General features: G+C 64.6%; 26 protein-coding genes. 7 read left to right on the top strand and 19 right to left on the bottom strand.

Annotated elements, in window-relative coordinates; genetic code table 11:
- Nucleotides 1-13: 13 nt before the first annotated feature.
- The 4 genes from ABI582_RS26220 to ribBA all read right to left on the bottom strand — a co-directional run bounded on the left by ABI582_RS26220 (nucleotide 14) and on the right by ribBA (nucleotide 4,246).
- On the bottom strand, nucleotides 14-823 hold the full coding sequence (locus ABI582_RS26220; protein ID WP_016499074.1) for an ABC transporter permease: 810 nt from the start codon (nucleotides 821-823) through the stop codon (nucleotides 14-16).
- Nucleotides 824-829: 6 nt separating this feature from the next.
- On the bottom strand, nucleotides 830-1,747 hold the full coding sequence (locus ABI582_RS26215; protein WP_016499075.1) for an ABC transporter permease: 918 nt from the start codon (nucleotides 1,745-1,747) through the stop codon (nucleotides 830-832).
- The gene (locus ABI582_RS26210; RefSeq protein WP_442120715.1) at nucleotides 1,744-2,769 is read right to left on the bottom strand and encodes an ABC transporter substrate-binding protein; all 1,026 of its coding nucleotides are present in this window, start codon (nucleotides 2,767-2,769) and stop codon (nucleotides 1,744-1,746) included. Before ABI582_RS26210 ends, ABI582_RS26215 begins: the two co-directional genes overlap by 4 nt.
- A 355-nt stretch (nucleotides 2,770-3,124) precedes the next feature.
- The gene (ribBA, locus tag ABI582_RS26205) at nucleotides 3,125-4,246 is read right to left on the bottom strand and encodes a bifunctional 3,4-dihydroxy-2-butanone-4-phosphate synthase/GTP cyclohydrolase II (protein WP_442120714.1); all 1,122 of its coding nucleotides are present in this window, start codon (nucleotides 4,244-4,246) and stop codon (nucleotides 3,125-3,127) included.
- Nucleotides 4,247-4,324: 78 nt separating this feature from the next.
- Between ribBA and ABI582_RS26200 the strand changes: the two genes are divergently transcribed.
- Nucleotides 4,325-4,618, top strand: coding sequence for a DUF1330 domain-containing protein (locus ABI582_RS26200; RefSeq protein WP_023049469.1), 294 nt, complete (start codon nucleotides 4,325-4,327; stop codon nucleotides 4,616-4,618).
- Between the two features lie 153 nt (nucleotides 4,619-4,771).
- On the opposite strand, the gene ABI582_RS26195 is transcribed toward ABI582_RS26200, so the two are convergent.
- Complete coding sequence (locus ABI582_RS26195; RefSeq protein WP_442120713.1) at nucleotides 4,772-5,791, bottom strand: alpha/beta hydrolase; 1,020 nt, start codon at nucleotides 5,789-5,791, stop codon at nucleotides 4,772-4,774.
- Nucleotides 5,792-5,937: 146 nt separating this feature from the next.
- On the opposite strand from ABI582_RS26195, the gene ABI582_RS26190 reads away from it, so the two are divergent.
- On the top strand, nucleotides 5,938-6,825 hold the full coding sequence (locus ABI582_RS26190; protein ID WP_442120712.1) for a LysR family transcriptional regulator: 888 nt from the start codon (nucleotides 5,938-5,940) through the stop codon (nucleotides 6,823-6,825).
- A gap of 178 nt (nucleotides 6,826-7,003) precedes the next feature.
- On the opposite strand, the gene ABI582_RS26185 is transcribed toward ABI582_RS26190, so the two are convergent.
- The 6 genes from ABI582_RS26185 to purU are packed head-to-tail and all read right to left on the bottom strand — an operon-like array spanning nucleotide 7,004 to nucleotide 13,826.
- Nucleotides 7,004-7,609: a sarcosine oxidase subunit gamma gene (locus ABI582_RS26185; RefSeq protein ID WP_442120711.1), complete on the bottom strand. Its 606-nt coding sequence runs from the start codon at nucleotides 7,607-7,609 to the stop codon at nucleotides 7,004-7,006.
- Nucleotides 7,610-7,611: 2 nt separating this feature from the next.
- Nucleotides 7,612-10,515 carry a 2Fe-2S iron-sulfur cluster-binding protein gene (locus ABI582_RS26180; protein ID WP_442120710.1) on the bottom strand — a complete coding sequence of 968 codons (2,904 nt, stop codon included), beginning with the start codon at nucleotides 10,513-10,515 and terminating at the stop codon, nucleotides 7,612-7,614.
- Nucleotides 10,512-10,817, bottom strand: a complete 306-nt coding sequence (locus ABI582_RS26175) for a sarcosine oxidase subunit delta (protein ID WP_442120709.1) — start codon at nucleotides 10,815-10,817, stop codon at nucleotides 10,512-10,514. Before ABI582_RS26175 ends, ABI582_RS26180 begins: the two co-directional genes overlap by 4 nt.
- 11 nt (nucleotides 10,818-10,828) lie before the next feature.
- Entirely contained in the window at nucleotides 10,829-12,070 is a 1,242-nt protein-coding gene (locus ABI582_RS26170) for an FAD-dependent oxidoreductase (RefSeq protein WP_442120708.1), read from the bottom strand.
- Nucleotides 12,052-12,963, bottom strand: coding sequence for a bifunctional methylenetetrahydrofolate dehydrogenase/methenyltetrahydrofolate cyclohydrolase FolD (gene folD, locus ABI582_RS26165; protein WP_442120707.1), 912 nt, complete (start codon nucleotides 12,961-12,963; stop codon nucleotides 12,052-12,054). Before folD ends, ABI582_RS26170 begins: the two co-directional genes overlap by 19 nt.
- On the bottom strand, nucleotides 12,960-13,826 hold the full coding sequence (gene purU / locus ABI582_RS26160) for a formyltetrahydrofolate deformylase (protein WP_442120706.1): 867 nt from the start codon (nucleotides 13,824-13,826) through the stop codon (nucleotides 12,960-12,962). Before purU ends, folD begins: the two co-directional genes overlap by 4 nt.
- Before the next feature lie 210 nt (nucleotides 13,827-14,036).
- Between purU and ABI582_RS26155 the strand changes: the two genes are divergently transcribed.
- The 5 genes from ABI582_RS26155 to ABI582_RS26135 all read left to right on the top strand — a co-directional run bounded on the left by ABI582_RS26155 (nucleotide 14,037) and on the right by ABI582_RS26135 (nucleotide 17,321).
- Nucleotides 14,037-14,438 carry a hypothetical protein gene (locus ABI582_RS26155; protein WP_138736824.1) on the top strand — a complete coding sequence of 134 codons (402 nt, stop codon included), beginning with the start codon at nucleotides 14,037-14,039 and terminating at the stop codon, nucleotides 14,436-14,438.
- A 257-nt stretch (nucleotides 14,439-14,695) separates the two neighbouring features.
- A complete protein-coding gene (locus ABI582_RS26150; protein WP_016499090.1) occupies nucleotides 14,696-14,917 on the top strand; it encodes an MbtH family protein in 222 nt (73 codons plus the stop codon).
- Entirely contained in the window at nucleotides 14,914-15,633 is a 720-nt protein-coding gene (locus ABI582_RS26145; protein ID WP_442120705.1) for a thioesterase II family protein, read from the top strand. Before ABI582_RS26150 ends, ABI582_RS26145 begins: the two co-directional genes overlap by 4 nt.
- Before the next feature lie 57 nt (nucleotides 15,634-15,690).
- Nucleotides 15,691-16,242, top strand: coding sequence for a hydrolase (locus ABI582_RS26140; protein ID WP_442120704.1), 552 nt, complete (start codon nucleotides 15,691-15,693; stop codon nucleotides 16,240-16,242).
- 26 nt (nucleotides 16,243-16,268) lie between these two features.
- Nucleotides 16,269-17,321, top strand: a complete 1,053-nt coding sequence (locus tag ABI582_RS26135; RefSeq protein ID WP_442120703.1) for a DUF1615 domain-containing protein — start codon at nucleotides 16,269-16,271, stop codon at nucleotides 17,319-17,321.
- 173 nt (nucleotides 17,322-17,494) lie between these two features.
- Here the strand turns inward: ABI582_RS26135 and ABI582_RS26130 are convergent, their stop codons facing one another.
- From ABI582_RS26130 to ABI582_RS26095, 8 genes are read right to left on the bottom strand one after another with little or no spacing between them, the layout of a single operon-like run.
- Nucleotides 17,495-18,358 (bottom strand): metal ABC transporter substrate-binding protein, encoded by an 864-nt coding sequence (locus ABI582_RS26130; protein ID WP_442120702.1) that lies wholly within the window; start codon nucleotides 18,356-18,358, stop codon nucleotides 17,495-17,497.
- Nucleotides 18,355-19,254: a metal ABC transporter permease gene (locus tag ABI582_RS26125; protein ID WP_442120701.1), complete on the bottom strand. Its 900-nt coding sequence runs from the start codon at nucleotides 19,252-19,254 to the stop codon at nucleotides 18,355-18,357. Before ABI582_RS26125 ends, ABI582_RS26130 begins: the two co-directional genes overlap by 4 nt.
- The gene (locus ABI582_RS26120) at nucleotides 19,251-20,000 is read right to left on the bottom strand and encodes a metal ABC transporter ATP-binding protein (protein ID WP_084966095.1); all 750 of its coding nucleotides are present in this window, start codon (nucleotides 19,998-20,000) and stop codon (nucleotides 19,251-19,253) included. Before ABI582_RS26120 ends, ABI582_RS26125 begins: the two co-directional genes overlap by 4 nt.
- Entirely contained in the window at nucleotides 19,997-20,899 is a 903-nt protein-coding gene (locus ABI582_RS26115) for a metal ABC transporter substrate-binding protein (RefSeq protein WP_049274757.1), read from the bottom strand. Before ABI582_RS26115 ends, ABI582_RS26120 begins: the two co-directional genes overlap by 4 nt.
- A 16-nt stretch (nucleotides 20,900-20,915) precedes the next feature.
- A complete protein-coding gene (locus ABI582_RS26110) occupies nucleotides 20,916-21,485 on the bottom strand; it encodes a DUF6162 family protein (protein WP_442120700.1) in 570 nt (189 codons plus the stop codon).
- Nucleotides 21,482-21,802: a hypothetical protein gene (locus ABI582_RS26105; RefSeq protein ID WP_028613213.1), complete on the bottom strand. Its 321-nt coding sequence runs from the start codon at nucleotides 21,800-21,802 to the stop codon at nucleotides 21,482-21,484. The genes ABI582_RS26110 and ABI582_RS26105 overlap by 4 nt, the downstream gene beginning before the upstream one ends.
- Complete coding sequence (locus ABI582_RS26100; protein ID WP_258652647.1) at nucleotides 21,799-22,338, bottom strand: thiamine pyrophosphate-binding protein; 540 nt, start codon at nucleotides 22,336-22,338, stop codon at nucleotides 21,799-21,801. The genes ABI582_RS26105 and ABI582_RS26100 overlap by 4 nt, the downstream gene beginning before the upstream one ends.
- Complete coding sequence (locus tag ABI582_RS26095; RefSeq protein WP_442120699.1) at nucleotides 22,335-23,528, bottom strand: PepSY-associated TM helix domain-containing protein; 1,194 nt, start codon at nucleotides 23,526-23,528, stop codon at nucleotides 22,335-22,337. Before ABI582_RS26095 ends, ABI582_RS26100 begins: the two co-directional genes overlap by 4 nt.
- Nucleotides 23,529-23,631: the final 103 nt, after the last annotated feature.

Raw genomic sequence — 23,631 nt, 5'->3', positions numbered from 1 at the left:
TTTCTCCGCGCGTTCAGGCGTTTGTTTCGGTGCGCCGGCGCAAGGCGGCGGCAATGAACATGACAAGCAGCGACAGGCCGATCAGCAAGGTCGAGGCCACGGCGATGACCGGGCTCAGGTCCTGGCGCAGGGTGGTCCACATCTTCACCGGCAGTGTCTGCAGGTCGGGGCTGGCCATCATCACGCTCAGCACCACCTCATCCCACGACACCAGGAAGGCGAACAGGCCGCCGGCGATCATCCCCGGGCGAATGGCCGGGAAGGTGACCTTGAAAATCGCCTGCAGGCGCGAGGCACCGCAGATCACCGCAGCATCCTCGATCGACTGGTCGAACAGCTTCAGCGAGTTGATGATCGAGATGATGGTGAAGGGCAGGGCGACGATCACGTGGCTGACCACGAAGGCGAACAGCGTGCCGGTGTAGCCCAGCTTGAGAAACAGTGCGTACACCGCCACGGCGATGATCACCAGCGGCACGATCATCGGCATGGTGAACAGCCCGTACAGCAGCTCGCGGCCCGGGAAGCGGCCACGCACCAGGGCGAAGGCGCTGGGCAGGCCCAGCAGCACGGCGGCGACGGTGGTCAGCACGGCCACCTTCAGGCTGGCCAGCGCGGCGTCCATCCACTCCGGGTTGGAGAAGAACTGGCCGTACCACTTGAAGGTCCAGCCCGGTGGCGGAAACACCAGCCACTGGGACGAGCCGAACGACAGCAACACGATGAACACCACCGGCAGCAGCAGGAAGGCCGCAATGACCCCGGTGGTCAGGTACAGGCCCGTACGCAGCGGGCGGCCCATAGCATTGGGAGACAGGAGCATGGCGGTTTACCTCGCGTTGCCAACCGGGGATTCCGGCTGCAGCTTCAGGTACAGGTAGAAGAGCACCAGGGTGATCGCCACCAGCAGTGCGGCAGCGGCGCTGGCCAGGCCCCAGTTAAGGAATGACTGCACCTGCTGGATGATGAATTCGGGCAGCATCATGTTCTGCGCCCCGCCCAGCAGTGCCGGGGTGACGTAGTAACCGAGCGACATCACGAATACCATCAGCGCGCCGGAGAACAGCCCCGAACGGCACAGTGGCAGGAACACTTTCCAGAAGTTGGTCCACGGGCTGGCGCCGCAGATGGAGCCGGCCTGCAGCACCATCGGGTCGATGGCGTGCATGGTGGCCTGCAGCGGCAGCACGATGAACGGGATCATGATGTAGCTCATGCCGATTACCACGCCGGTGAGGTTGTGCACCATTTCCAGCGGGGTATCGATGATACCCATGGCCATCAACGCCTTGTTGATCACCCCCGAGCTTTGCAGCAACACCAGCCACGAGTAGGTGCGCGCCAGCAGGCTGGTCCACATCGACAGCAGCACGATATTCAGCAGCCAGCGGCCCCAGCCCTTGGGCACCAGAGTGATCGCCCAGGCAAGCGGGAAGCCCAGCAGCACGCTGATCAGGGTGACCACGCCGGCCACCGAGAAGGTGTTGAACAGCACCCTTGCGTAGGCCGAGTTGGCGAACAGCTGCTCGTAGTTGCCCAGCCCCGGCGTTGGCTCCAGCACCCCGCGCAGCAACAGGCCGACCAGCGGGGCGAAGAAGAACAGGCCAAGGAACAGCAGGGCCGGCAGCAGGTTGCGGCTGCCCTTCCAGCGCTGGCTCAGGCTGGCGCGGCGGGGGGCCGTTCCGGGGGCGCCGGTGCCCGTGGGGGCACCTTGCGCGTTATGCAGGGCGTTGATGGCGACTTTCATTTGACCAACCACTCATTCCAGCGGGCCGCGATGGCCTGACCGTTCTTGGCCCAGTAGGCGAAGTCGAGGGTGACCTGGTCCTGGGCGTAGGCAGTTGGCAGGTTGGGCGCAAGGTCTTTGTCCAGCTTGGCCACGCTGTCGACGTTCACCGGGGCGTAGGCGGTCTTGTTGGCGAACTCGGCCTGGCCTTCGGCGCTGCTGGCGTTGGCCAGAAACTTCATGGCCGCGTCCTTGTTCTTGGCGCCTTTGGGGATGACCAGGAAGTCGGCCATGACCAGGTTCTGTTTCCAGCTTACACCCACCGGTGCACCGTCTTGCTGCAGGGCATAGACACGGCCGTTCCAGAACTGGCCGAGCGAGGCTTCACCCGAGGCCAGCAGCTGCTGCGACTGGGCGCCACCGCCCCACCAGACGATATCTTTCTTGATGGTGTCGAGTTTCTTGAAGGCGCGGTCCAGGTCCAGCGGGTACAGCTTGTCTGGCGCTACGCCGTCGGCCAGCAGGGCCAGTTCCAGCACGCCCGGGCTGGGCCATTTGTACAGGGCGCGTTTGCCCGGGTAGGTCTTGGTGTCGAACAGTGCAGTCCAGTCCACCGGCTTGTTGGCACCGAGCTTGCCTTCGTTGTAGCCCAGTACGAAGGAGAAGAAGAACGAGCCGACGCCATGGTCGGAGACGAAGCGCGGATCGATCTTGTCGCGTTTGATCTGGTTGAAATCGAGGGGTTCCAGCAGGCCTTCGCTGGCGGCGCGCAGGGCAAAGTCGGCTTCGACATCGACCACGTCCCATTGCACGTTACCGCTTTCTACCATGGCCTTGAGCTTGCCGTAGTCGGTGGGGCCGTCCTGCACGACCTTGATGTCGGTGGCTTTGGTGAAGGGTACGGCCCACGCTTCTTTCTGGGCGTCCTGGGTGGTACCGCCCCAGCTGACGAAGTTCAGGCTGTCAGCGGCCAGGGCGGCTTGACATGCCAGGGTCAGCAGGCTGGCGGACAGCACTGCGGTTACACGTTTGCTCAACAGCATGGTTACGCCCTCGTTGCTTTTGTTATTCGAGGCGGGGCTTGTGGTGCGCCCGCCAACAGTGTTCGGGGAGCAGCTAAAACAAAGTGTCTTGGTGGCCGTTTTAATTGTAGGAGCCGGCCTACAGATTCAAGGTCTACGGGATATCATATTATGGTATTCCAAACTTTTGGCAAGGGGTATGAGGCGACCGGCCATCACCCCGGCCTTTGCCAACTGCCGCAACCCTTTGTAGGAGCGGCCTTGTGCCGCGAAAGGGCCGCACAGCGGCCCCTGGGTTTCAGCGTCGACACACAAATTGACGGGGCCGCTATGCGGCCCTTTCGCAGCACAAGGCCGCTCCTACAAGGGGACTGTGTCAGGTCGGGAGGCCTGGCTCGAACGGGATGCTCTGCACCACCTCCAGCTCATACCCTGCCAGGCCGGCGTACTTCAGCGGTGGCCCCAGGTGACGCAGCTTGCCCACGCCAAGGTCCTGCAGAATCTGCGCCCCGGTGCCTACTTCGGAGTACACCTTCGACTGCCCGCGCTGGTACGGCCTTACCGGCTGGGTCAGCTGCGGCACACGCTCAAGCAGGGCCTGGGAGGATTCATGGTTGGCCAGGATCACCACCACGCCTGTCCCTTCGTCTGCTACCTTCTGCAGCGCCGCCCACAGCGTCCAGTTGGCGGGGCCTGCGTATTCGGCACCGACCAGGTCGCGCAACGGGTCAATCACGTGCACCCGCACCAGGGTCGCTTGCTCGCGACGGATGTCGCCCATGACCATGGCCATGTGCACGCCGCCTTCAATGCGGTCCTCATAGGTGACCAGGCGGAAGATGCCGTGCACGGTCGGCAGTTCGCGCTCGCCGATACGTTTGATGGTCTGCTCGGTGCTCAGGCGGTAGTGGATCAGGTCGGCGATGGTGCCGATCTTGATGCCATGCCGGGCGGCGAACACTTCCAGGTCCGGGCGGCGGGCCATGGTGCCATCGTCGTTCAGCACTTCAACAATGACCGACGCCGGGCTGAAGCCGGCCAGCCGCGCCAGATCGCATCCTGCTTCGGTGTGGCCGGCGCGGGTCAGCACGCCGCCTTCGCGGGCGCGCAGGGGGAAGATGTGGCCAGGTTGCACCAGGTCTTCGGGGCGGGCGGTCGGGGCCATGGCCGCTGCCACGGTGCGTGCCCGGTCGGCAGCGGAAATGCCGGTGGTGACGCCGGTGGCTGCTTCGATCGACACGGTGAACGCCGTGCTGAAAGCGCTGCCGTTGGCCGGTACCATCTGCTCCAGGCCCAGGCGCTGGCAGTGTTCGTCGGTCAGGGTCAGGCAGATCAGGCCGCGCGCTTCGCGGGCCATGAAGTTGATGGCCTGGGCGTCGCAACGCTCGGCGGCGATCAGCAGGTCGCCTTCATTCTCGCGGTCCTCGTCATCCACCAGCAGGACCATCTTGCCTTGCCGGTAGTCCTCGAGAAGTTCCTCGATGGTGTTGAATGCCATGTTGCACGCTCACTGTGGTGGGGTGGTTTTTATGGTATACCATCATACACAAATATCGCCGTAACAGGAGAGCAGCGCATGAAGGCCTACTGGATCGCCCATGTGGACGTGACCGACCCCGAGCAATACCAGCAGTACACCCAACGCGCGCCGGCAGCCTTCAAGGCATTCGGCGGTCGCTTCCTGGCCCGTGGTGGGCGCAGCGAAGCGATGGAAGGGCGGCCTACCCCTCAGCGTAGCGTGGTGATCGAGTTCGATTCGTACGAGCAGGCGGTGGCGTGTTATCGGTCCGCGCTGTATCAGGAGGCTTGCAGCCATCGCCAGGGGGTGGCGAAGGCAGAGGTGATCATTGTCGAAGGGTTTGAACCCTGATGTTGGGCTGATGGCCCTTTCGCGGGTAAACCCGCTCCCACAGGTGCACCACAAATTTCCAGTTCTGTGGTGTACCTGTGGGAGCGGGTTTACCCGCGAAGAGGCCTGGCCTGCCTTACGGCACGCCAGCCTCTGCCGCATGGGTGGGTAAGGTTATTGAAGGTGGACTTTGAGTTCAGCGGCCGCCTGACGCATGGCTGCCTTCACCGCTGGCACCTGGCTCAGCGGGTTGAGCAGGCCGTAGTCGTGGATCATGCCGTTGTAGCGCACCGAGGTAACGGTTACCCCAGCAGCGTTCAACTTGCGGGCATACGCTTCGCCTTCATCGCGCAACACATCGAACTCGGCCGTTTGCACCAGCGCCGGTGGCAGGCCCTTCAATTGTTCACTGCTGGCTCGCAGCGGCGAGGCGTAGATCTGTTCCCGCGCCTTGGCATCGGTGGTGTAGTTGTCCCAGAACCACTTCATCATCCCGGTGGTTAGGAAGTGCCCTTCGGCAAACTGCTTGTACGATGCCGTCCCGAAGCTGGCATCGGTCACCGGCCACAGCAACAGCTGGAAGCGCAGGGCAGGGGTGCCGGCCTGTTTGGCTTTCAGCGCCACGACTGCCGCCATGTTGCCGCCAACGCTGTTGCCAGCCACCGCCAGGCGCTTGCCGTCCACGCCGATCTCCTTGCCATGCTCGGCCACCCAGCGGGTCGCAGCGTAGGCCTGGTTGATCGCCGTCGGGTAGTGCGCTTCCGGCGACGGAGTGTAGTCCACATAAACCGCCACCGCACCCGAACCAACCACCAGGTCGCGTATCAGCCGCTGGTGAGTCGGGAAGTCGCCAAGCACCCAACCGCCGCCGTGGAAGAACATGAATACTGGCAGCTCACCCTTCACATTGGCCGGGCGTACCACTTGCAGCTTGATCGACTCGCCGTTGGCCTGAAGGGTGTGTTCCTTCACCTCGATACCGGAGAGGTCGACCTTGACCGAAGCCTGGGCGCCCGTCAGCACTGCTCGGGCATCTTTCGGGCTGAGTTGCTCCAGTGGCTTGCCGCCGCCTTGTTCCAGGGCTTCGAGGAAGGCCTGGGTGTGTGGCTCGACACCTGTGCTGCCTGCAGCGAAGGCGCTGGAAACGGACAGGGCCAGAAGAGAGGCGGTAAGGGTTTTGTGGACAATGTTCATGAGCGAATCCTATTCCATGCAAGTGTATGTAGTGGGCGTCTTGCCTGGCCTGCTGGGCCATCGCTGCGACTTGTGCGTAGATTAGGCAGATGCACTGGCGGGAAAAAGCCGCTATAAAGCGTTTGACTGTCACCATGAGCGAGACAATGAACCCCTACGAAGACATGCGTATCTTTGCCCAGGTCATGGAGGCCGGCAGTTTCACCGCTGCCGCCGACCGCCTGGGCATGTCCAAGCAATCGGTCAGCCGGCGCCTGATGCAGCTTGAAGAGCGCCTGGGCGTGCGCCTGCTCAACCGCTCTACCCGGCGCCTGGACGCCACACCGCTGGGCCAGCACTACTACCAGTCGGCGCTGCGCCTGCTGGGCGAGGTGCAGCAGGTGGAGCACGACATCAGCGGCCAGGCCCAGGCCCTGCGCGGCACTTTGCGGCTGAGCGCACCGCTGTCGTTCGCCATGTCGCACTTGGGCTGCCTGCTGACCGAGTTTCTGCAATTGCACCCGCAAGTCGATGTAGAGGTGGACCTCAGTGACCGCGCCGTGGACCTGATCGGTGAGGGTTACGACCTGGCGCTGCGGATTGGCGCGCTGGAGGACTCCAGCCTGATTGCGCGGCGTATTGCCAGTGTCGAGCGGGTTTATTGCGCAAGCCCGGCGTATCTGCAGGCGCGGGCAGTACCGCTAAAACCAGAGGATCTGGCCGAGCACCACTGCCTGCCCTACGGGCATTCGCGACAGGTGCAGTGGCAGTTCCGCCAGGGCGGCAAGGCGCAGGCGATTCAGGTGGCCGGGCGCATGCGTGCGAACAACGGCGAGTTGCTCAGGGATGCCGCTATCGCCGGGATGGGCGTGACCTACCTGCCGACCTTCATAGTCGGCCAGGCGTTGGCGGATGGGCGCCTGGTGAGGGTGCTTGAAGCCTGGACGCCGCCGGCGTTGCAGTTATCAGCGGTGTACCCGCAGCACAGGCAGGTGGCGAGGCCGGTGCAGGGTTTTGTGAGCTTTCTGCACGAGCGCCTGGTGCACTTGCTGTGAAGCGCATGGTTCGAAATCGTGTCAAGCAAACAAGGCGGTCGCACGCGCCTGCGACAGGCATGACTGGCCCGAAACAAACGTAGGAGCGAGCTTCGCTCGCGATGCGCCGCGCGGGCGGCGCTCGATCTCCCAGGCACCGAAACTTCTGCGGCGAACCCTCCGCACACCGCACCACGTATCACCCCAGCAACAAACCCGGCTCAATCAAACCGCCATCGAATTCATCCATGGCATCCAGCATCGCTGCGCGCAAGTACACCAGTGACGCCCGATCAAACAGCAGCTGCAACGCCGGCCGCTCATCACTGCCCACATTCACCACAATCACATTGATGCGTGCCACCGAAGTCTGCGCCACCGCCCCAACCGGAAATGCCCCGGCACGCAAGTCCACGGCGCACAACTTGGCCATTACCGCGCTGCCATATACCCCTGACAGCTGCAGCCAGGCATGGCTGTCCTGGCGCGGCAGCAGGTAGTTGCGCCGGGCATCCTGAACCCACCCGGCCTCCAGGCCAGCCACCCGCGCGCCATCGTCGGCCAGGTTGCCCAACAGCAGGTACTCGGTCTGAGACAACCGTGCCACCCAGCTTCCGTCATCCTGGCGCACGGCATGGTTTGGCTGTGCAGGCAAATCGTAGCCAAGCTGCTGAAGATAAGCGGCGCTGTCACTCCCGCGAAATCCGACTCGCGCCAACTCGGTCAGGTCAGTCAACGCACAGGTGTGCAACAACTCGGCCCGCGGGCTGCGAGGGACAAACGCTTCGGCTTGCAAACTGGTCATGGTCAGAGCTCCTGGCGCAGGTTGTCGGGGTCGTGGAAGGGCAGTTGCACCACCTTGGCATGCACCATCGCGCCGCCCTCCACGCGGATCGGGATGTGCATGCCGGGGGTGGCCTGATGGGCGCCGGCATAGGCCAGGCCGATGATTTGGCCCAGGGTTTGTGAGTACTCGCAGGAAGTGACGTTGCCGCTGATGTCCGGCCCGTCCAGTACCAGGTGCCCCTCAAGGGGCTGCGGGCTGCCCTGTGGCAGGGTGAAGCCGACCAGCTTGCGCTTGAGCGGCTGCGCCTCAAGGATTTCGATGGAACGCTTGCCGACAAAGAACGGCTTCTTGCGGCCGATGGCCCACTGCATGTCGATCTCTGCCGGGTGGGTCATGCCGTCGGTGTCCTGGCTGATGATCACATGGCCTTTTTCCAGGCGTAGCAGGCGCTGGGTCTCGACACCGAACGGGCGAATACCCAGGCCGGCACCGGCTTGCATCAGCTCGTCCCACAGGCGCTCGGCATGGCGCGCTGGCACATGCACCTCATACCCCAGTTCACCGACGAAGCCGACCCGCAGGATGCGCGCCGGGATGCCGGCCACCTTGCCCAGACGTACGCCGAGGTAGGGGAAGGCTTCGGCCGACAGGTCCACGTCTTCGCACAGCTTGGCCAGCACCTGGCGTGACAGTGGCCCGGCCAGGTTGACGGCGGCCAGGGCGGCGGTGACGTTGGTGATGTCCACGTCCAGGCGCCACTGCGCGTTCCACTTCAGCATCTGTTGATAGATGCCGTCGACGCCGCTGGTGGTGGCGGTGACATAGAAGTGTTGCTCGCCCAGGCGTGCGCAGACACCGTCGTCAATCACCACGCCCTGTTCGTTGGTCATTAGCGCGTAGCGGGTGCGGCCGACCGGCAGCTTGGCAAAGCCGAAGGTGTAGACGCGCTCCAGCAGTTCTGCGGCGTCGGGGCCGCGTACGTCCAGGCCGCCCAGCGTAGAAACGTCTATCAGGCCGACTTTCTCGCGCACATGGCGGGCTTCTTCCTGCATGCAGCGCTCACGTTCCTCTGGCTTGCCATAGTAGGCCGGGCGTTGCCAGGTCCCGGCAGGCATCATTTTCGCCCCCGCTTGCAGGTGGCGGCGGTGCATTGGCGTGTGCCGGTACGGGTCGAAGGCACGACCGGCCACGTGCGCCAGTTTTTCTGCCTGGAACGGTGGGCGCGCGGTGGTCACCCCGGTCTCGCTGATGCTGCGGCCGGTGGCATGGGCGACCAGGCGTGCAGTGGGCAGCGCCGAGTGGCGCCCCTGGGACGGGCCCATGCCGACCGTGGAGAAGCGCTTGACCAGTTGTATGTCACGGTAGCCACTGCGGGTGGCGTTGACGATGTCGCGCACTTGCAGGTCTTCGTCGAAGTCGACGAAATCCTTGCCCTTGGGGTGCGGGAAAATCGGCCAGGGGAAATTGACCTTGGCTTCGGCGCTGAACACCGGCTGCGACGGCGCTTGCAGGCCCAGCGCTGCCACTGCTTCGGCGGCCCCGCGTGTGGCATCGGCCAGCACGTTGGCCAGCGCGTGACGGCCGTTCACCGAGCCTGCGATATCCAGCCCGGCCGGCAGGTTGCTGAGGGTGAACTCGTCACGGTTGACGTCATAGGCCAGCTTGCCACCGGCCTGGCACAGCAACTGATACACCGGCATGTAGCCCGCCGACATGCACAGCAAGTCGCAGGCCAGACGCAGGCCATGCGCGCCGACCTTGCCCTGTCCGGTGATGGGGCGAATATCCACACCGCTGACATGGCGCATGCCTGTTTCGTGCAGCGCTTCGTACACCGTGCTGCCCAGGTGCACGGGGATATCGCGGCGCTTCAGTTCGGCAGCCAGTGCGGCATCGGCTGGCGCGGCGCGCATATCGACCACGGCAGCCACGGCCACGCCTTGCTCCTGCAGGTCGAGGGCGGCCAGGTAGCCATCATCGTGGCCGGTGAGGATCACCGCGCGCTGGCCCGGCTTGACTGCGTACAGCTTCATCAGCCGCTGCGCGGCGCTGGTCAGCATCACCCCCGGCAGGTCGTTGTTGCGGAACACCACCGGCTGGTCGAACGAACCGGCCGCCACCAGGCAACGGCTGGCGCGCACCTTGTACAAGCGTTTGTGCTGGATCACCGGCAGGTAGTTGTCGGTGAACCAGCCGTTGCAGGTGGCATCCAGCAGCACCTGGATGTTCGGGTGGCCCTCGATGGCGGCCAGCAGCTCCTGGCGCAGGCTGGCGGCGCGGGTGCCGGCGATGTCGAAGCGGGCGTAGGTGAGCGAGCCGCCCAGCACCGGCTGTTGTTCGATCAGCAGCACCTTGGCCCCGGCATTGGCCGCGTCCAGCGCGGCGCGCAGGCCGGCGGGGCCGCCGCCGATCACCGCCGCATCAACGAACAGATAGGCTTTGTCGTGATACTGCGGCTTGAAGCCAAGGTCGAGTACGCCCAGGCCGGCCTTCTTGCGAATCAGCGGCTCCCACACTTTCCACATGCCCTTGGGCTTGTAGAACGAGCGGTAATAGAAGCCCACCGGCATGAAGCGGGAAAACTTGCCCAGGTAGGCGTCGCGGTCATGCTCCAGGCTACCGTTGAAATTCTGCCCTTCCACCACCTGGCCCTCGCGGGCGGGCTCCAGGTCGGCCAGCACGTTGGGTTCTTCAGGCAACTGCACCAGGGTGTTGGCGTCCTGGCCGGCCATGCTCAGCGGGCCGCGTGGGCGATGGTATTTGAACGAGCGCGACAGCAGCCAGCGGCCGTTACCAAGCAGGGCGCTGGCAATGGTGTCACCGGCAAAGCCCTGGCAGGCCTGGCCGTCGAACTGGAAAAGCAGGGGCCGCTCGCGGTCGATCAGCAGGCCCATGGGTGCGGGGAGGCGAGTGTGGCTGTTCATCCGGCGATCTCCGGGGTGGCGGCGGGGGTGAAGTCGACCCGGCGGTCGAACAGTTCTTTCGGGTCGAAGGTGCGCAGCACCTGGTCGCTTACCGTGTGGCGCTCGGCCAGGAACCAGTAGCTGGAAGCGTTGTGCAGCCACCACTCGGTCACCACCCCGGCCAGGTTGTCGCTGTTGAACACATAGCCGGCCCACTCGGCGTCGCTGCAGCTGGCTGGGTCGGGCATGTGCTTGAACTCGCCGCCGTAGGTGAACTCGCTGATGTTGCGCGGGCCGTTCAAGGGGCAGGTCAGGATCTTCATCGTTGATGCTCCTAATGGCTGGCCGCAGTGGCGCCCATTTCGTTGACTTGCTGAAAGCGGCTGAAGCGCTCCAGGGCGAAGGGGGCGATCATTTCGGGCACCTTGCCGCCGCTGGCCACCAGCTCGGCCATGGTCTTGCCGCAGATTGGTGTGGCCTTGAAGCCCCAGGTGCCCCAGCCGGCGTCCAGGTAGTAGTTGTGTACCGGCGACAGGCCCATGATCGGGCTGTAGTCCGGGGTCATGTCGGTCATCCCGGCCCATTGGCGCATCAGCTTGGCGTTGGCCATGAACGGGAACATCTCGATGGCGTGGGCCAGCAGGCTTTCCTTGAGGTCCAGGGTGGAGCGGGTGTTGTACAGCGGGTAAGGGTCGGAGCCGCCGCCAAAGACGATTTCGCCCCGGCTGGTTTGCTGCACATAACAGTGCAGCGCTGAAGAACTCACCAGCGGGTCGAGAAACGGTTTGAATGGCTGGGTGACCATGGCCTGTAGCGGGTAAGTGTGGATCGGCGCATGGATGCCAGCCTTGGCCATCAGCAGCGAACTGGCGCCGGCCACGGCCTGGACCACGCAGCCGCACTGCACCGTGCCCCGGTTGGTCTTGACGGCTTCGATGCGGCCATTGCGAATCAGCAGGTCCTGAACTTCGGTCAGCTGGTGGATTTCCACGCCGCGCTTGGCCGCCTGTTTGGCGTAGCCCCAGGCCACTGCGTCATGGCGTGCGGTGGCACCGTCGATGTGCCACAGGCCTGCCAGCACCGGCAGGTGGCCAGGGTCGAGGTTAAGGCTGGGCACCAGTTCGCGAATCTGTTGGCGGTCGATCATTTCGGTGCGCCCGCCAAAGTGCTTGTTCACCTCGGCACGCTGGCGGAAGGCGCGCACGGTGGCATCGGTGTGCGCCAGGGTGAGTTGGCCGCGCTCGGAATACATGATGTTGAAGTCGAACTCGTTCGACAGGTTCTGGAACATGCGCACCGATTCTGCGTAAAAGCGCACGCCCTCGCTGGTGAGGTAGTTGGAGCGGATAACCGCAGTGTTGCGTGCGGTATTGCCACCGCCCAAGTAGGCCTTTTCCAGCACGGCGACGTTGGTCACGCCGTGGTACTTGGCCAGGTAGTAGGCGATGGCCAGGCCGTGGCCGCCGCCGCCAATGATCACCACGTCATAACGAGGCTTGAGTTCGCACGGTGGCGGCAGGTCGACCTCCACCGGGTAGTCGGCACTCAGGCCGTATTTCAGCAGGGCGAAAGGCATGCGGTGCGCTCCTGGTGGGCGGCCTGTTGCTGCAGGTCGAGGGCGAGCAAGGTGTTTTTCATCAGGTAGGCGATGGTCATCGGGCCGACGCCACCGGGCACCGGCGTAATGCCGGCGACCTGGGGCAGGGCAGCGGCGAAGTCGACATCACCGACCAGGCGGCTGTGGCCGCCGTCATCGACGCGGTTGATGCCGACGTCGATCACCACCGCGCCGGGCTTGAGCCAGTCGGCACCGATCAGCCGTGGCTTGCCCACCGCGGCCACCAGGATGTCGGCCTGGCGGCACAGCGCCGGCAGGTCGCGGGTGCCCGAGTGCACCACGGTCACCGTGCAGTCGGCCTGCAGCAGCAGGGCAGCCATGGGCTTGCCGACAATGTTCGAGCGGCCGACCACCACCGCATGCTTGCCGCGCAGCTCGCCACAGGCGTCGCGCAGCAGGCGCATGCAACCGCTGGGGGTGCACGGGGTGAGCACATCGCGGCCCTGGGCCAGGCCACCCACGTTCTCGCTGTGGAAGCCGTCCACGTCCTTGAGCGGGCTGATGGCCTGCAATACACGGTGCTCGTTGATGTGCGCGGGCAACGGCAGTTGCACGAGGATGCCGTTTACCTCCGGGTCGCGGTTCAGGCGGTCGATCAAGGTCAGCAGGTGGGCCTGGGTGGTGTCGGCGGGCAGGCGATGTTCCAGCGAGCGGATGCCCACCTCTTTGGCGCGCAGCACCTTGTTGCGTACGTACACCTGGCTGGCGGCATCGGCGCCCACCAGCACCACGGCCAGGCCCGGTTGCACGCCGCCGTGGCGCAGTTGCTGCACTTGCTCGCGCACTTCGGCCAGCACCCGCGCGGCGGTAGCCTTGCCATCGATCAGCTTGACGCTGGGAAGGGTGTTCATTTGAAGATCACCGTGCGGTCGTGGTTGAGGAATACCCGGTGTTCAAGGTGGTATTTCACGGCGCGGGAAAGGGCGATGGTTTCGGTGTCGCGGCCGATGGCCACCAGGTCCTCCGGGGCGTAGGCGTGGTCCACGCGCTGCACTTCCTGCTCGATGATCGGGCCTTCGTCCAGGTCGCTGGTCACGTAGTGGGCGGTAGCGCCAATCAGCTTGACCCCGCGCTGGTAGGCCTGGTGGTAGGGCTTGGCACCTTTGAAACCGGGCAGGAACGAGTGATGGATGTTGATCGCCCGGCCCGACAGCTGGCGGCACAGGTCATCAGAGAGGATTTGCATGTAGCGCGCCAGCACCACCAGTTCGGTGCCGGTGTCCTCGACGATGCGCAGCAGCGCGGCTTCCTGTTCGGCCTTGGTGTCTTTGCTCACCGGCAGGTAGACGAAGCGAATGCCCTGGCGCTCGGCCATCGGGCGCAGGTCCAGGTGGTTGGAGACCACGGCGGTGATGTGCATGTCCAGCTCGCCCTTGGCGTGGCGGTACAGCAGGTCGGACAGGCAGTGGTCGAACTTGCTCACCATCAGCAGCACGCGCATCGGCCGGGCGCTGCTGTGCAGGCTCCATTGCATGTCGAAGCGCTGGGCCACGTCGGTAAAGCCGGCCACCAGCTGCGGCGTGTCACCGCTGATACCGGTGTTGAAGCGGAACACGGCGCGCATGAAGAAGCGCCCATTGTCCTCGTCGTCGAACTGCGCCATCTCGCTGATGTAGCAACCGTGCTCGGCCAGGTAGGTGGTCACCGCGGCGACGATGCCGGACACGGCCGGGCAACTGACGCGCAGGATGAAGTGATCGGGAGCGGGGTGCATGTCGGATAGGCCTCGTGATGGAGTGGGGCAGGTCGGGCACAAGGGCAAAAGAAGCTTCGCGAGGGGGCGAAGCAGTGTTTCTTGGTAGGAATATAAATTTCCCTTAGGCGATTTATAGGCGAAATGAGGGGTGACGGTCTAGCGGTTTGTGAATTTTTTTATCCTGACAGGAAAGTTTTTTTCAGGCCTTTGCCGGGCTATGCTTGCTTCATGACCACACCACCGCCTCTGCGCCAACCTTGCCCTCCTGGTGCCTGCGACTGCGGCCGGGAACACTTGGTCGATCACCCGCAGGCGGCCCAGCGCATCCTCCTGCTGACCCGTCAGGAAGAAAAGCGCCTGCTCGAACGCCTGGAAAACCTCAAGGACCTCGAGGACCTGCAACGCCTGCAGCAACGCCTGTACGAAAACCTCGGCATCCGCGTGCACATTGCCCCCGGCTACAACGAAGTGCGGACCATGCGCGGTATCGTCATTGAACTGGATGACCAGCCGGGTCTGTGCCGCAAGACCCGGCAGTCCATCCCGGCAGCAATTCGGCGTGGGCTGGAGCGCAACCCGCAGGTCGCCTTCCGCCTGCTCGATACCCACGACCTGCTGCGTGATGCCTGAAGTGGTAGGCGGTCTTTTGTAGGAGCGGCCTTGTGTCGCGATCGGGCGCGCAGCGGCCGCAATTCAGGCAACCGAGGTTAGTCAGGAAAATCGGGGAGGCAGGTTTTACGGCCGCTGCGCGCCCGATCGCGACACAAGGCCGCTCCTACAGGGGCTCGAGTCAGGCTTTCACTAATTTTTTTGCCACTTGCTACGTCTACTTGAAAGCCCCCCTGCACCAGGCGTGCAGCGGCACTCACCATTCAAGGAGACAGGCAATGACTTCCGTTTTCGACCGCGACGATATTCAGTTCCAGGTAGTGGTCAACCACGAAGAGCAGTACTCGATCTGGCCGGACTACAAGGCCATCCCCAACGGCTGGCGTGCCGTGGGCAAGAGTGGTTTGAAAAAGGACTGCCTGGCCTACATCGACGAGGTGTGGACCGACATGCGCCCGTTGAGCCTGCGTCAGAAAATGGCCGAAGCCGCTACTCAGTGACTGCACTGAACCTGCTGTGCCTGCCGTATTCCGGGGCCAGCGCCATGGTCTACAGCCGCTGGCGGCGCAAGCTGCCAGCCTGGCTGCAAGTACGCCCGGTGGAGCTGCCCGGGCGTGGCGCGCGCATGGCCGAGCCGCTGCACACCGACATGCAAGCCCTTGCTCGGCAACTGGCCAGCGAGCAGCGCCTGGCGGCCAATGCCCCCTATGCGCTGCTCGGGCACAGCCTGGGCGCGCTGCTGGCGTTCGAGCTGGCCCATGAGCTGCAAGCGCTGGGCTGCCCGCCGCCACTGGCGCTGTTCGCCTGTGGCACGGCGGCGCCCACGCGGCGCGAGGACTACGACGGCAAGAACTGGCGCGAGCCCAAGAGTGACGCCGAGCTGATCAGCGAGTTGCGCGAGCTTCAGGGTACGCCCGAGGAAGTGCTGGCCAATGCGGAGCTGATGAGCCTGACCTTGCCGACCCTGCGCGCGGACTTTCTGCTCTGCGGCACCTACGCCTACCGCCAGCGACCGGCGTTGCAGTGCCCGCTGCACGTGCTGGGCGGCGCGGATGACCGGGCCAGCGACGAGCAATTGCAGGCGTGGCGCCAGGAAACCCACGGCGAGTTCTCGCTGCGGATGTTCCCGGGCGGCCACTTCTTCATCCATGAGCAGGAGGACCACGTGCTCGGCGCGCTGACTGCTTCGCTGGAACCGCTTCGGCTTTCTGCCTGATTGACGTCACCGCTTGCCTGGGGGAGGCTAGGCCTTTTCCCAGGCAAGGGGCGGACAATGCTGATCGATCCACACAAGGCCACGCTGCTGGTCGTCGACATCCAGGAAAAACTCATCGGCGCCATGAGCGACCCCGAGGGCACCCGGGCACGGGCGCGCTGGTTGCTGGCAGCGACTGCCGAGCTGGAGTTGCCGACGGTGATTTCCGAGCAGTATCCCAAGGGCCTGGGGCATACCGTGGCGGATCTCCTGACCGCAGCCCCGGCAGCCGAAGTGGTGGAAAAAAGCCATTTTTCCTGCGTGGCCGCCGAGTGCCTGCCGGCCAGCCTGATGGCGCGTGAGCAGGTGATCGTGTGTGGTATGGAAACCCATGTTTGCGTGCTGCAGACGGTGCTTGGCCTGCTGACCTTGGGCAAGCAGGTGTTCGTGGTCGAGGATGCCTGCGACAGCCGCACCCCGGCCAGCAAGGCGGCGGGCCTGGCGCGCATGCGTGCCGCCGGGGCGCAAGTGGTGACCCGTGAGATGGTGTTGTTCGAATTGATGGGCAGTGCCGGCCACCCGCTGTTCCGCCACATCAGCAAATCCTACCTGGTCGGTGAACAGCCCTGAACGGCCGGTTATTGGCTGCCGGGTTGATGGCCCTGGCGCTGCTGCAAGGTTGTGCCGGGCGCCGTGAAGAAGCGCCAGAAGCGGACCCGGCCAAGGTCCGTGCCCAGCTGCTGCGGTTGCTGCCTGCACAGGCCAAGGACCGCGAGGGCTGGGCCAGGGACATTCAAGTGGCTTTCGAAGCCCAGCGTATAACGCCAAGCAAAAGCAATCTGTGCGCGGTACTGGCGGTGACCGAGCAGGAATCGACCTTCACTGCCGACCCGCAGGTGGCCAACCTGGGGCGTATCGCCCGTGAGGAAATCGACCGCCGTGCCGCACGCCTGCATATTCCCAGGCTGCTGGTCGACGGCGCTCTGAAAACCCCTTCGGGCAACGGCCAGAGTTACCAGCAGCGTTTGCAGGCAGTGCGCAGCGAGAAGCAGCTGAGCGAACTGTATGACGAGGTCATTGCCCGTGTGCCGCTAGGCAAGACCTTGCTGGGCGGGCTGAACCCGGTGCACACCGGCGGGCCGATGCAGGTCAGCATCGACTTCGCCGAAAAGCATGCGCAGGCTTACCCCTACAGCCATGACGGCACGATTCGCCAGGAAGTGTTCACCCGGCGCGGCGGCATGTATTTCGGTATTGCCCACCTGTTGGGCTACCCGGCCAGTTATGAACGCCAGCTGTACCGTTTTGCCGATTTCAACGCAGGCTGGTACGCCAGCCGCAACGCCGCGTTCCAGGCGGCATTGAGCAAGGCCACCGGCGTGCCGCTCGCCCTGGACGGCGACCTGATTGCACCGGGGGCGATCATGCCAGGCACCACCGAGCAGGCCGCGAGAAAGCTGGGGGTGAAGCTGGGGCTGCGTAACCCGCAGATTCGCAGGCAGCTGGGGGAGGGCGACAGCCTGGCGTTCGAAGACAGCAAACTGTACAGCGGGGTGTTTGCCTTGGCGGATGCCAAGGCCGGTAAACCGGTGCCACGGGCGGTGTTGCCGGGGATCGAACTGAAGAGCCCGAAGATTACCCGCAAATTGACCACGGCGTGGTTTGCCGGGCGGGTGGATGAGCGTTATCAGGGGTGCATGAAGCGTTAGCCATGTGTTGCCTGTGCCGGCCTCTTCGCGGGTAAACCCGCTCCCACAGGGTTAGCACTGACCAGGAGGTCAGCGCAGTACCTCAAGGCCTTTGCAGGGATACCATTGGTTCGGAAGGCAGTGAGGTCCCTGTGGGAGCGGGTTTACCCGCGAAGAGGCCGGCGCAGACACCATCAGCTTTCGCCCAATGCCCCAACCACCTGGTCGACACTGGCCTTGAGCCCTGCAAACGCATCCTCAGGATCGCTCTCCACCACCACCAGCTTCGCCCCGGCCGCCTTGATCACTTCGGCTACAGCCGCATCCGGCTGGCGGTGGTCCAGCACCAGTGCCACATCCTGCGCTTTCAGATTTTCATCCAACGCCTTGAGCGCGGCAGCATCCCACTCGGCCGGCAGCGGCTGCTCCACCACGTCCAGGTTCAACCCGCTGGCCAGGTAACCCAGCCGCTCGGACAGGCTCACCACGGTCAGGTTGTCGACCTTGGCCAGGCGTGTCTGGCTGCTGGCCGAAAGCTCCAGCAACTGGCGCTTGAGCCCCGCCAGGTTACCCTGGATCTTCGCTTTGTCACCCGGGGCCAGGCGCTCCAGGTCGTTGGCCACCACATCGGCCATGCGCCCGAGGTTGGTCGGGTTGAGCCAGGGGTAGGCGCCATAGGCATCGTCACCCGAGACCGCAATCCCTGGTAACGCACCGTCCACCGGCCGTGCGGCATCGATTTCGACGATGCGGATGTTGCTGCGCCGGGCCATTGGGTACAGCGGGTCGTCTCGCCAGATCGAACGCACGCCGATCACAGCGTCGGCCTGCTGTGCGGCTTTCTCCAGGCTGGCGCCACCGCGCCCGCTGAAGTACGACGGCTGGCGGCTGGCCGGCAGGTTGGCCGGCGCTGCGCGTTTTAGCTGTACTGCAGTGCCGTCGAGCAGGGCGCTGGCCAGGCTGTGGGTGACGGGCAGGGTGGTCAGCACTTGTGTGGCAAAACACAGCGACGGCAGGCCGGCCAGGGCCAGCGCCAGGGTCAGGCGTTTGAAGTTCATGCCGGGTTTCCTTGCAGGCGGGGGACGAGGGCGCGGGCCAGGGCGGCCAGGGCAAAGCACATGCCGGCGACCAGAATGATCGCGGCGCCTGACGGCACTGGCAGGTCGAAAACGATCGGCAGCAGGATGCCAAACAGGGTGCTGATGGTGGCAATCACCACCGACAGGAAGAAAAAGCCCTTGAGCGACTGGCTGATCAGGCGTGCGGCGGCAGCGGGGACGACCAGCAGCGCACCGACCAGGATGGCCCCGATCACTTTCACGGCGGCCACGGTCACCAGGGTCACCAGCACCACGAACAGGTAGTCCAGGGTTTTCACCGCCACCCCGCGCACGGCCGCCAGCTGCGGGTTGAAACTGGCCAGCATGATGCGGTTGTACAGCGGCAGCGCCAGGGCCAGCACCAGTACGGCGACGATGCCCAGCACCACCAGGTCCTGGCCGCTGACGGTCAGCACCGAGCCGAACAGCACGTTCTCGAGGATGTGCACGTTGATCTTGCCTGCCAGCATCAGCAGCAGGCTGGCGCCCAGCGCCAGCGACACCGACAGGAACACGCCGATCAGCGTGTCCGGCGACAGCCCGGTGCGGTTGCGCAGGAAGTTGAGCAAGATGCCGAACAGCAGGCAGTAGCCGAACAGGCTGCCATAGGGGCCGGTGTAGGGCTCGCCCAGCAGGATGCCGATGGCCACGCCGGTCAGCGCGGCATGGCCCACGGCCTCGGAGAAGAAGGCAAAGCGCTTGACCACCACCAGGGTGCCCAGGCCGCCCAGCACCGGGCCGATCATCATGCCGGCCAGCAGGGCGTTGACCACGAAACCGTAGGCCAGTGCCTCGGGCAGGTAACCAGCGTTGGCCCAGTCCTGGACCAGTTGGCGAAATGCTTCAAAACTCATGAGGCAAGGCTCTCGCTACGCGGGTGAACGGAGAACAGGCCGAGCAGGCGCTCCGGGGTCAGGGCCTGGGCGGGTGGGGCGTCGAACAGCACCTTGCGGCTCAGGCCGGTTACCCGGTCAGCAAGGCGCAGCACGGCCTCCAGGTCGTGTTCGATCCACAGCACGGTGGTGCCAGCCTGGCGCCAGCCCTTGAGCAACTGCTCGAACACCTGGATACCGGCTTCATCGAGTGCCGACATGGGCTCGTCCAGCACCAGCAACTGCGGCTCGGGGATCAGGCCCTGGGCCAGCAACACGCGCTGGCGCTCGCCCCCGGACAACGCACCCATGCGCCGCTTGCGCTTGTCGAGCATGCCGACCCGCGCCAGGGCCGCGTCGATGGCCGGTTGCACGCGCCGCGACAGGCCGAGAAAGGCCGGGCGGCGCTGGCACATGGCGGCCATGAAGTCGTCCACGGTCATTGGCAGGCCGCGGTCGAACTCCAATGCCTGGGGCACATAGCCGATCACTTCGCGTTCGCTTGGCCAATGCAGGGTCAGTTGGCCCTGATGCGGCATCTGCCCGAGCAAGGTCTTGATCAGCGAGCTCTTGCCGCCGCCGTTGGGGCCGACGATGGCGTGCACGCTGCCAGCGGCCACGCTGAAACCGACCTGTTCCAGAATGCGAGTGCGGCCCAGCGTCAGGTCGATGCCGGCGAACTCGATGCGCGGCCCGAAGCCCGTCACCAGGTTGGCGGCGGCGGTCATGCGCGGTTCTCCTGGATGGCGCGGACCACGGTGTCGAGGTTGCGCTTCATTTCCACTTCGTACTTGTCCTTGGTGTATTCGCCATAGGAGATGTGCGTCAGCGGGTACAGGCGCACGCCGGATTCACGCTGGATGGTCTCGACGTAGGCCGACGGGAAGTCCATTTCCGAGAAGATCACCCGCACGTCCAGGGCCTTGAGCTGGTCGATGGTCTTTTTCAGCTGAGCCGGGCTGGGTTCGATGCCATGGGCCGGTTCGACCACGGCGGTCACCTCCAGGCCGAAGTCGCGGACCAGGTAATCGTACGCGGCGTGGATGGTGGCCACCCGGAAGGTGGCGCTGGGCGCCTCGGTGACCTTGGCCAGGGCTTCGGCACGCAGGGCGCGCAGGCGCTTGGCGTAGGCGCGGGCGTTTTGCGTGTAGAGCTTGGCGTTGTCCGGGTCAAGCTTGCCCAGTTCGCGGGCGATGTTGTTGACCTGGGCGATGGTGGTGCTGATCGACAGGAAGGTGTGCGGGTTGACCACCTTGCCTGCGCCACGGGCGGCAATGCCGGTGGCCGCCAGCAACGGCACGTTCTGGTTGGCTTCGATGGTGTTTATGCCCGGCTTTTCGCTGGCTGCGATCATGCGGTCGGCGAAGTCGTCGTGGCCGACACCGTTGAGCACCACCACATCCAGGGTGCCGATGCGCTTGATGTCCTCGGCCCGGGGTTCGTAGGCGTGGGGGTTGAAGCCCGCTGGAATCAGCGGCACCACTTCGGCCTTGTCGCCGACGATGTTGGTCACGTAGCTGTAGTAGGGGTGCAGGGTGATGCCGATGCGCAGCGGCTTGCCGTTATCGGCCAGGGCCATTGCCGGCAGGGCAAGGGCCAGGAGCAGGGCGAGGGCGGAGCGGAACATGGGGGAGTCCTTGGGTTCAGTGACGGTGTTCGCGGGTGACCCCGGCGTCGTAGTGGCTGACCACCTGCTGCCAGCCAGCGGCAATCAGTGCCGCCTCGCCGAGGTCGTCCGGAGTCATGGCGGCGCTGTCGCGGCGCAGCCAGACATCGGCCTGGCCAGCGCTGTCGGCCGGCAGGATCAGCAGCAGGCTGCCGGCGACTTCAGGGGCCTGGCTGCGGCCCAGGTAGGCGCCGGGCTCCAGCCACGACCATTGGTGGCCGCCACGGCTCTGGCTGCCGGCATCGACCACGAAGGGCGGTAGGCCTTCTTCGGCAAGGGCCTGCACGCTAGGCACGGCAGCGTTTTCTTCACGCAACAGCTGGATTTCGTCGAAGGCCACCCGCAGGTCGGTGTACAGGCCTTGTTCGGCGGCGGTGAGGTCGCGCCGGGCGTCGATCTGGTGGCTGGCGATGGTCTGTTCGTCTTCGCGCTCGCCACGCAGCAGCACCACGCTGGCAGCGAGCACCACAATCAGCAGGCTGATCAAAAGCACGTACAGGGTTTCGTGCCCGGCGCCGGCCGGGCGAATCACTTGGGTACGGCTCATGGCTGAGCGATATCGGCGTAGTCGACTTCAACCACATGCCCGGGGCCTGCATCGAACAGCACGTAGAACTCGCCGTCCGGGCGCTTGAAGGTGAGCGTCGAGTCATCGCCAAGCTTGCCGCCGACCAGCACCTGTTCGTCATAACCGATCACATCCAGGGTCACCCCCGGGGCACCGCTGCCGTCCGAGAAACCGCCGGTGCACTTGACCTGGCCGCCGGCCGTTTCTTCGCATTCGCACATCGGGTTATGCGCCAGGGCGGGGCCGGCGGCCAGCACCAGCAAGGGCAGGGCGAGGGTTCGCATCAGCTGTTTCATTTCTTGCCTCCTTGTTTTTCGAGCCAGGCCACGGTGGCTGGCGATGCTTTGGCCAGGGGGACCGACGCCTGGTGCATGCTGCCGTCCCAGCCTTCCAGGGTGATCCAGATTTGTGCGTCGGGTTTGGTGCGGGGCGGGATGGGCAGGTTGGTGCCCATGCGATAAGGCGCACCGAAGAAGATCGTGCCGGCGGCACGCAGGCTGCGCGGTTTGCCAATGCGCAGGTAAACGGCCTTGACGTCATTGATGCAGGCTTTGCAGAGCGCCGCGTTGAAGGATTTGAAATTGCCAGCCGGGCCGTCTTGGCGTGGTGCTTCGTCACGCAGTTCAGCCAGGTCCAGGGTATAGGGGCCTGCCTGGATACCGGTGATCACGTTGGCACCCAGCCCGGCGTCGCCACGGAACAGCTTTGCGTCGTTGAAATACTTGGGCATGAAGCCCAACGGCACCAGGATCAACAGGATGTTCAGGTGAAAACGCCACTTCAGCCACCATTGCTTCAGTGGGCTAGCGGGCACGGCCTGGGCGTGGCTCATGGTTGGGTCTCCAGCGAGGTCTGGGCGCGCGCAGCGCGGGGTGCGCGTTCGCTGCGCTTGAGGGCGGCGGCGGTGGCCTGTGCGGTGCGCTTGGTCCAGATCAGCAAGCCGCTGAATACCATCAGGGTGAGCACCAGGCCGAAGAAGAACCAGATCAGCTTGATCGGCAGGCCGCCGAAGTCGCCGGTGTGCAAGGGGCGCATGGACTCGGTGACGAACTCCAGCGTCGAGCGGTCGCTGAGCAGGAACTGGCTGTCGACGTTGCGCGTGTAAGGGTTGACGTCGGCGCTCTGGAACATCAGCGGATACCAACCGCGCCCGCCCATTGAAACATGGCTGTAAGCGGTGGACGGCAACGAAACGAAGCTGATTTCCAGGCCAGGAATAGCCAGGCCGGCGATGCGCGCCGCCTCATCGAGGTCAATGCGCGGGGCAGGGCTGCCATCGGGTGTTTGTGGCACATCTTCGCGGGCGATCACTGGCACGATGGGCCGGCTGGAAATGGTGATGTGGTTGTCGAACAGGATTGCCTGGATCAGGAACCAGGTACCGGTGATGGAAATGACCCCGATGAACCAGATCGACCAGACGCCCGCCAGGCGATGCAGGTCGCCCCAGAAGATGCGCGAGCCATGCCCTGTGCGTACCGGTTTGAAGAAGCCCTTCCAGAACTTCTTGTACACCACCAGCCCGGTCACCAGCGATGCCAGCATGGGCAGGCCGAGAATCGACACCAGGTACCAGCCCCAGCTGAAACCGTTGGTGAAGGGCACCAGCCACCAGCCGTGCAGGGCGCGGGTGAAGCCTTCGAAGTTGAAGTCGGGGGATTTGCCCTGGATGGCGCCGGTGTACGGGTTGACGTACAGCGTCGGGCTGGTGCCGTCTGGCATTGTCACATCCGCCGTGAGGGCAAAGTGAGAGCCGTCGGGTTGTCTGAGCGACTCCACGACCATGTCCGGATCAGCTTTGTGCATGGCGTCCAGCACCTGCTGGAAGCTGAGGCGCTCGGCGTCGGCGTCGGGCTTGCTGGCACGCACATCGGGGTTTGCAAGCCAGACGATCTCCTGGCTGACCACGGCGAGCATGCCGGTAAAGCAGACGATCAGCACAAAGAACCAGATCGGCAGGGCGAGCCAGCTATGGACCAGGAACCACAGCCTGGATTTGGATTTTTTCGGTGATTTGGCCATCAGACGGTCTTCTGCATTGGGTGGTCGAGCGTATGCCCAACCAAAGAGGGCTGTACTGATAAGGACGAATGAGAATTGAAAACCTGCCGTTTTAAATGCAAGC

This window comes from Pseudomonas sp. SAS7 (genome assembly GCF_052112345.1).
Taxonomy (GTDB): Bacteria; Pseudomonadota; Gammaproteobacteria; order Pseudomonadales; family Pseudomonadaceae; genus Aquipseudomonas; species Aquipseudomonas putida_Q.
Note: the sequence above shows the minus strand (reverse complement) of the source record. Positions and strands in the feature narration are given on the sequence as shown.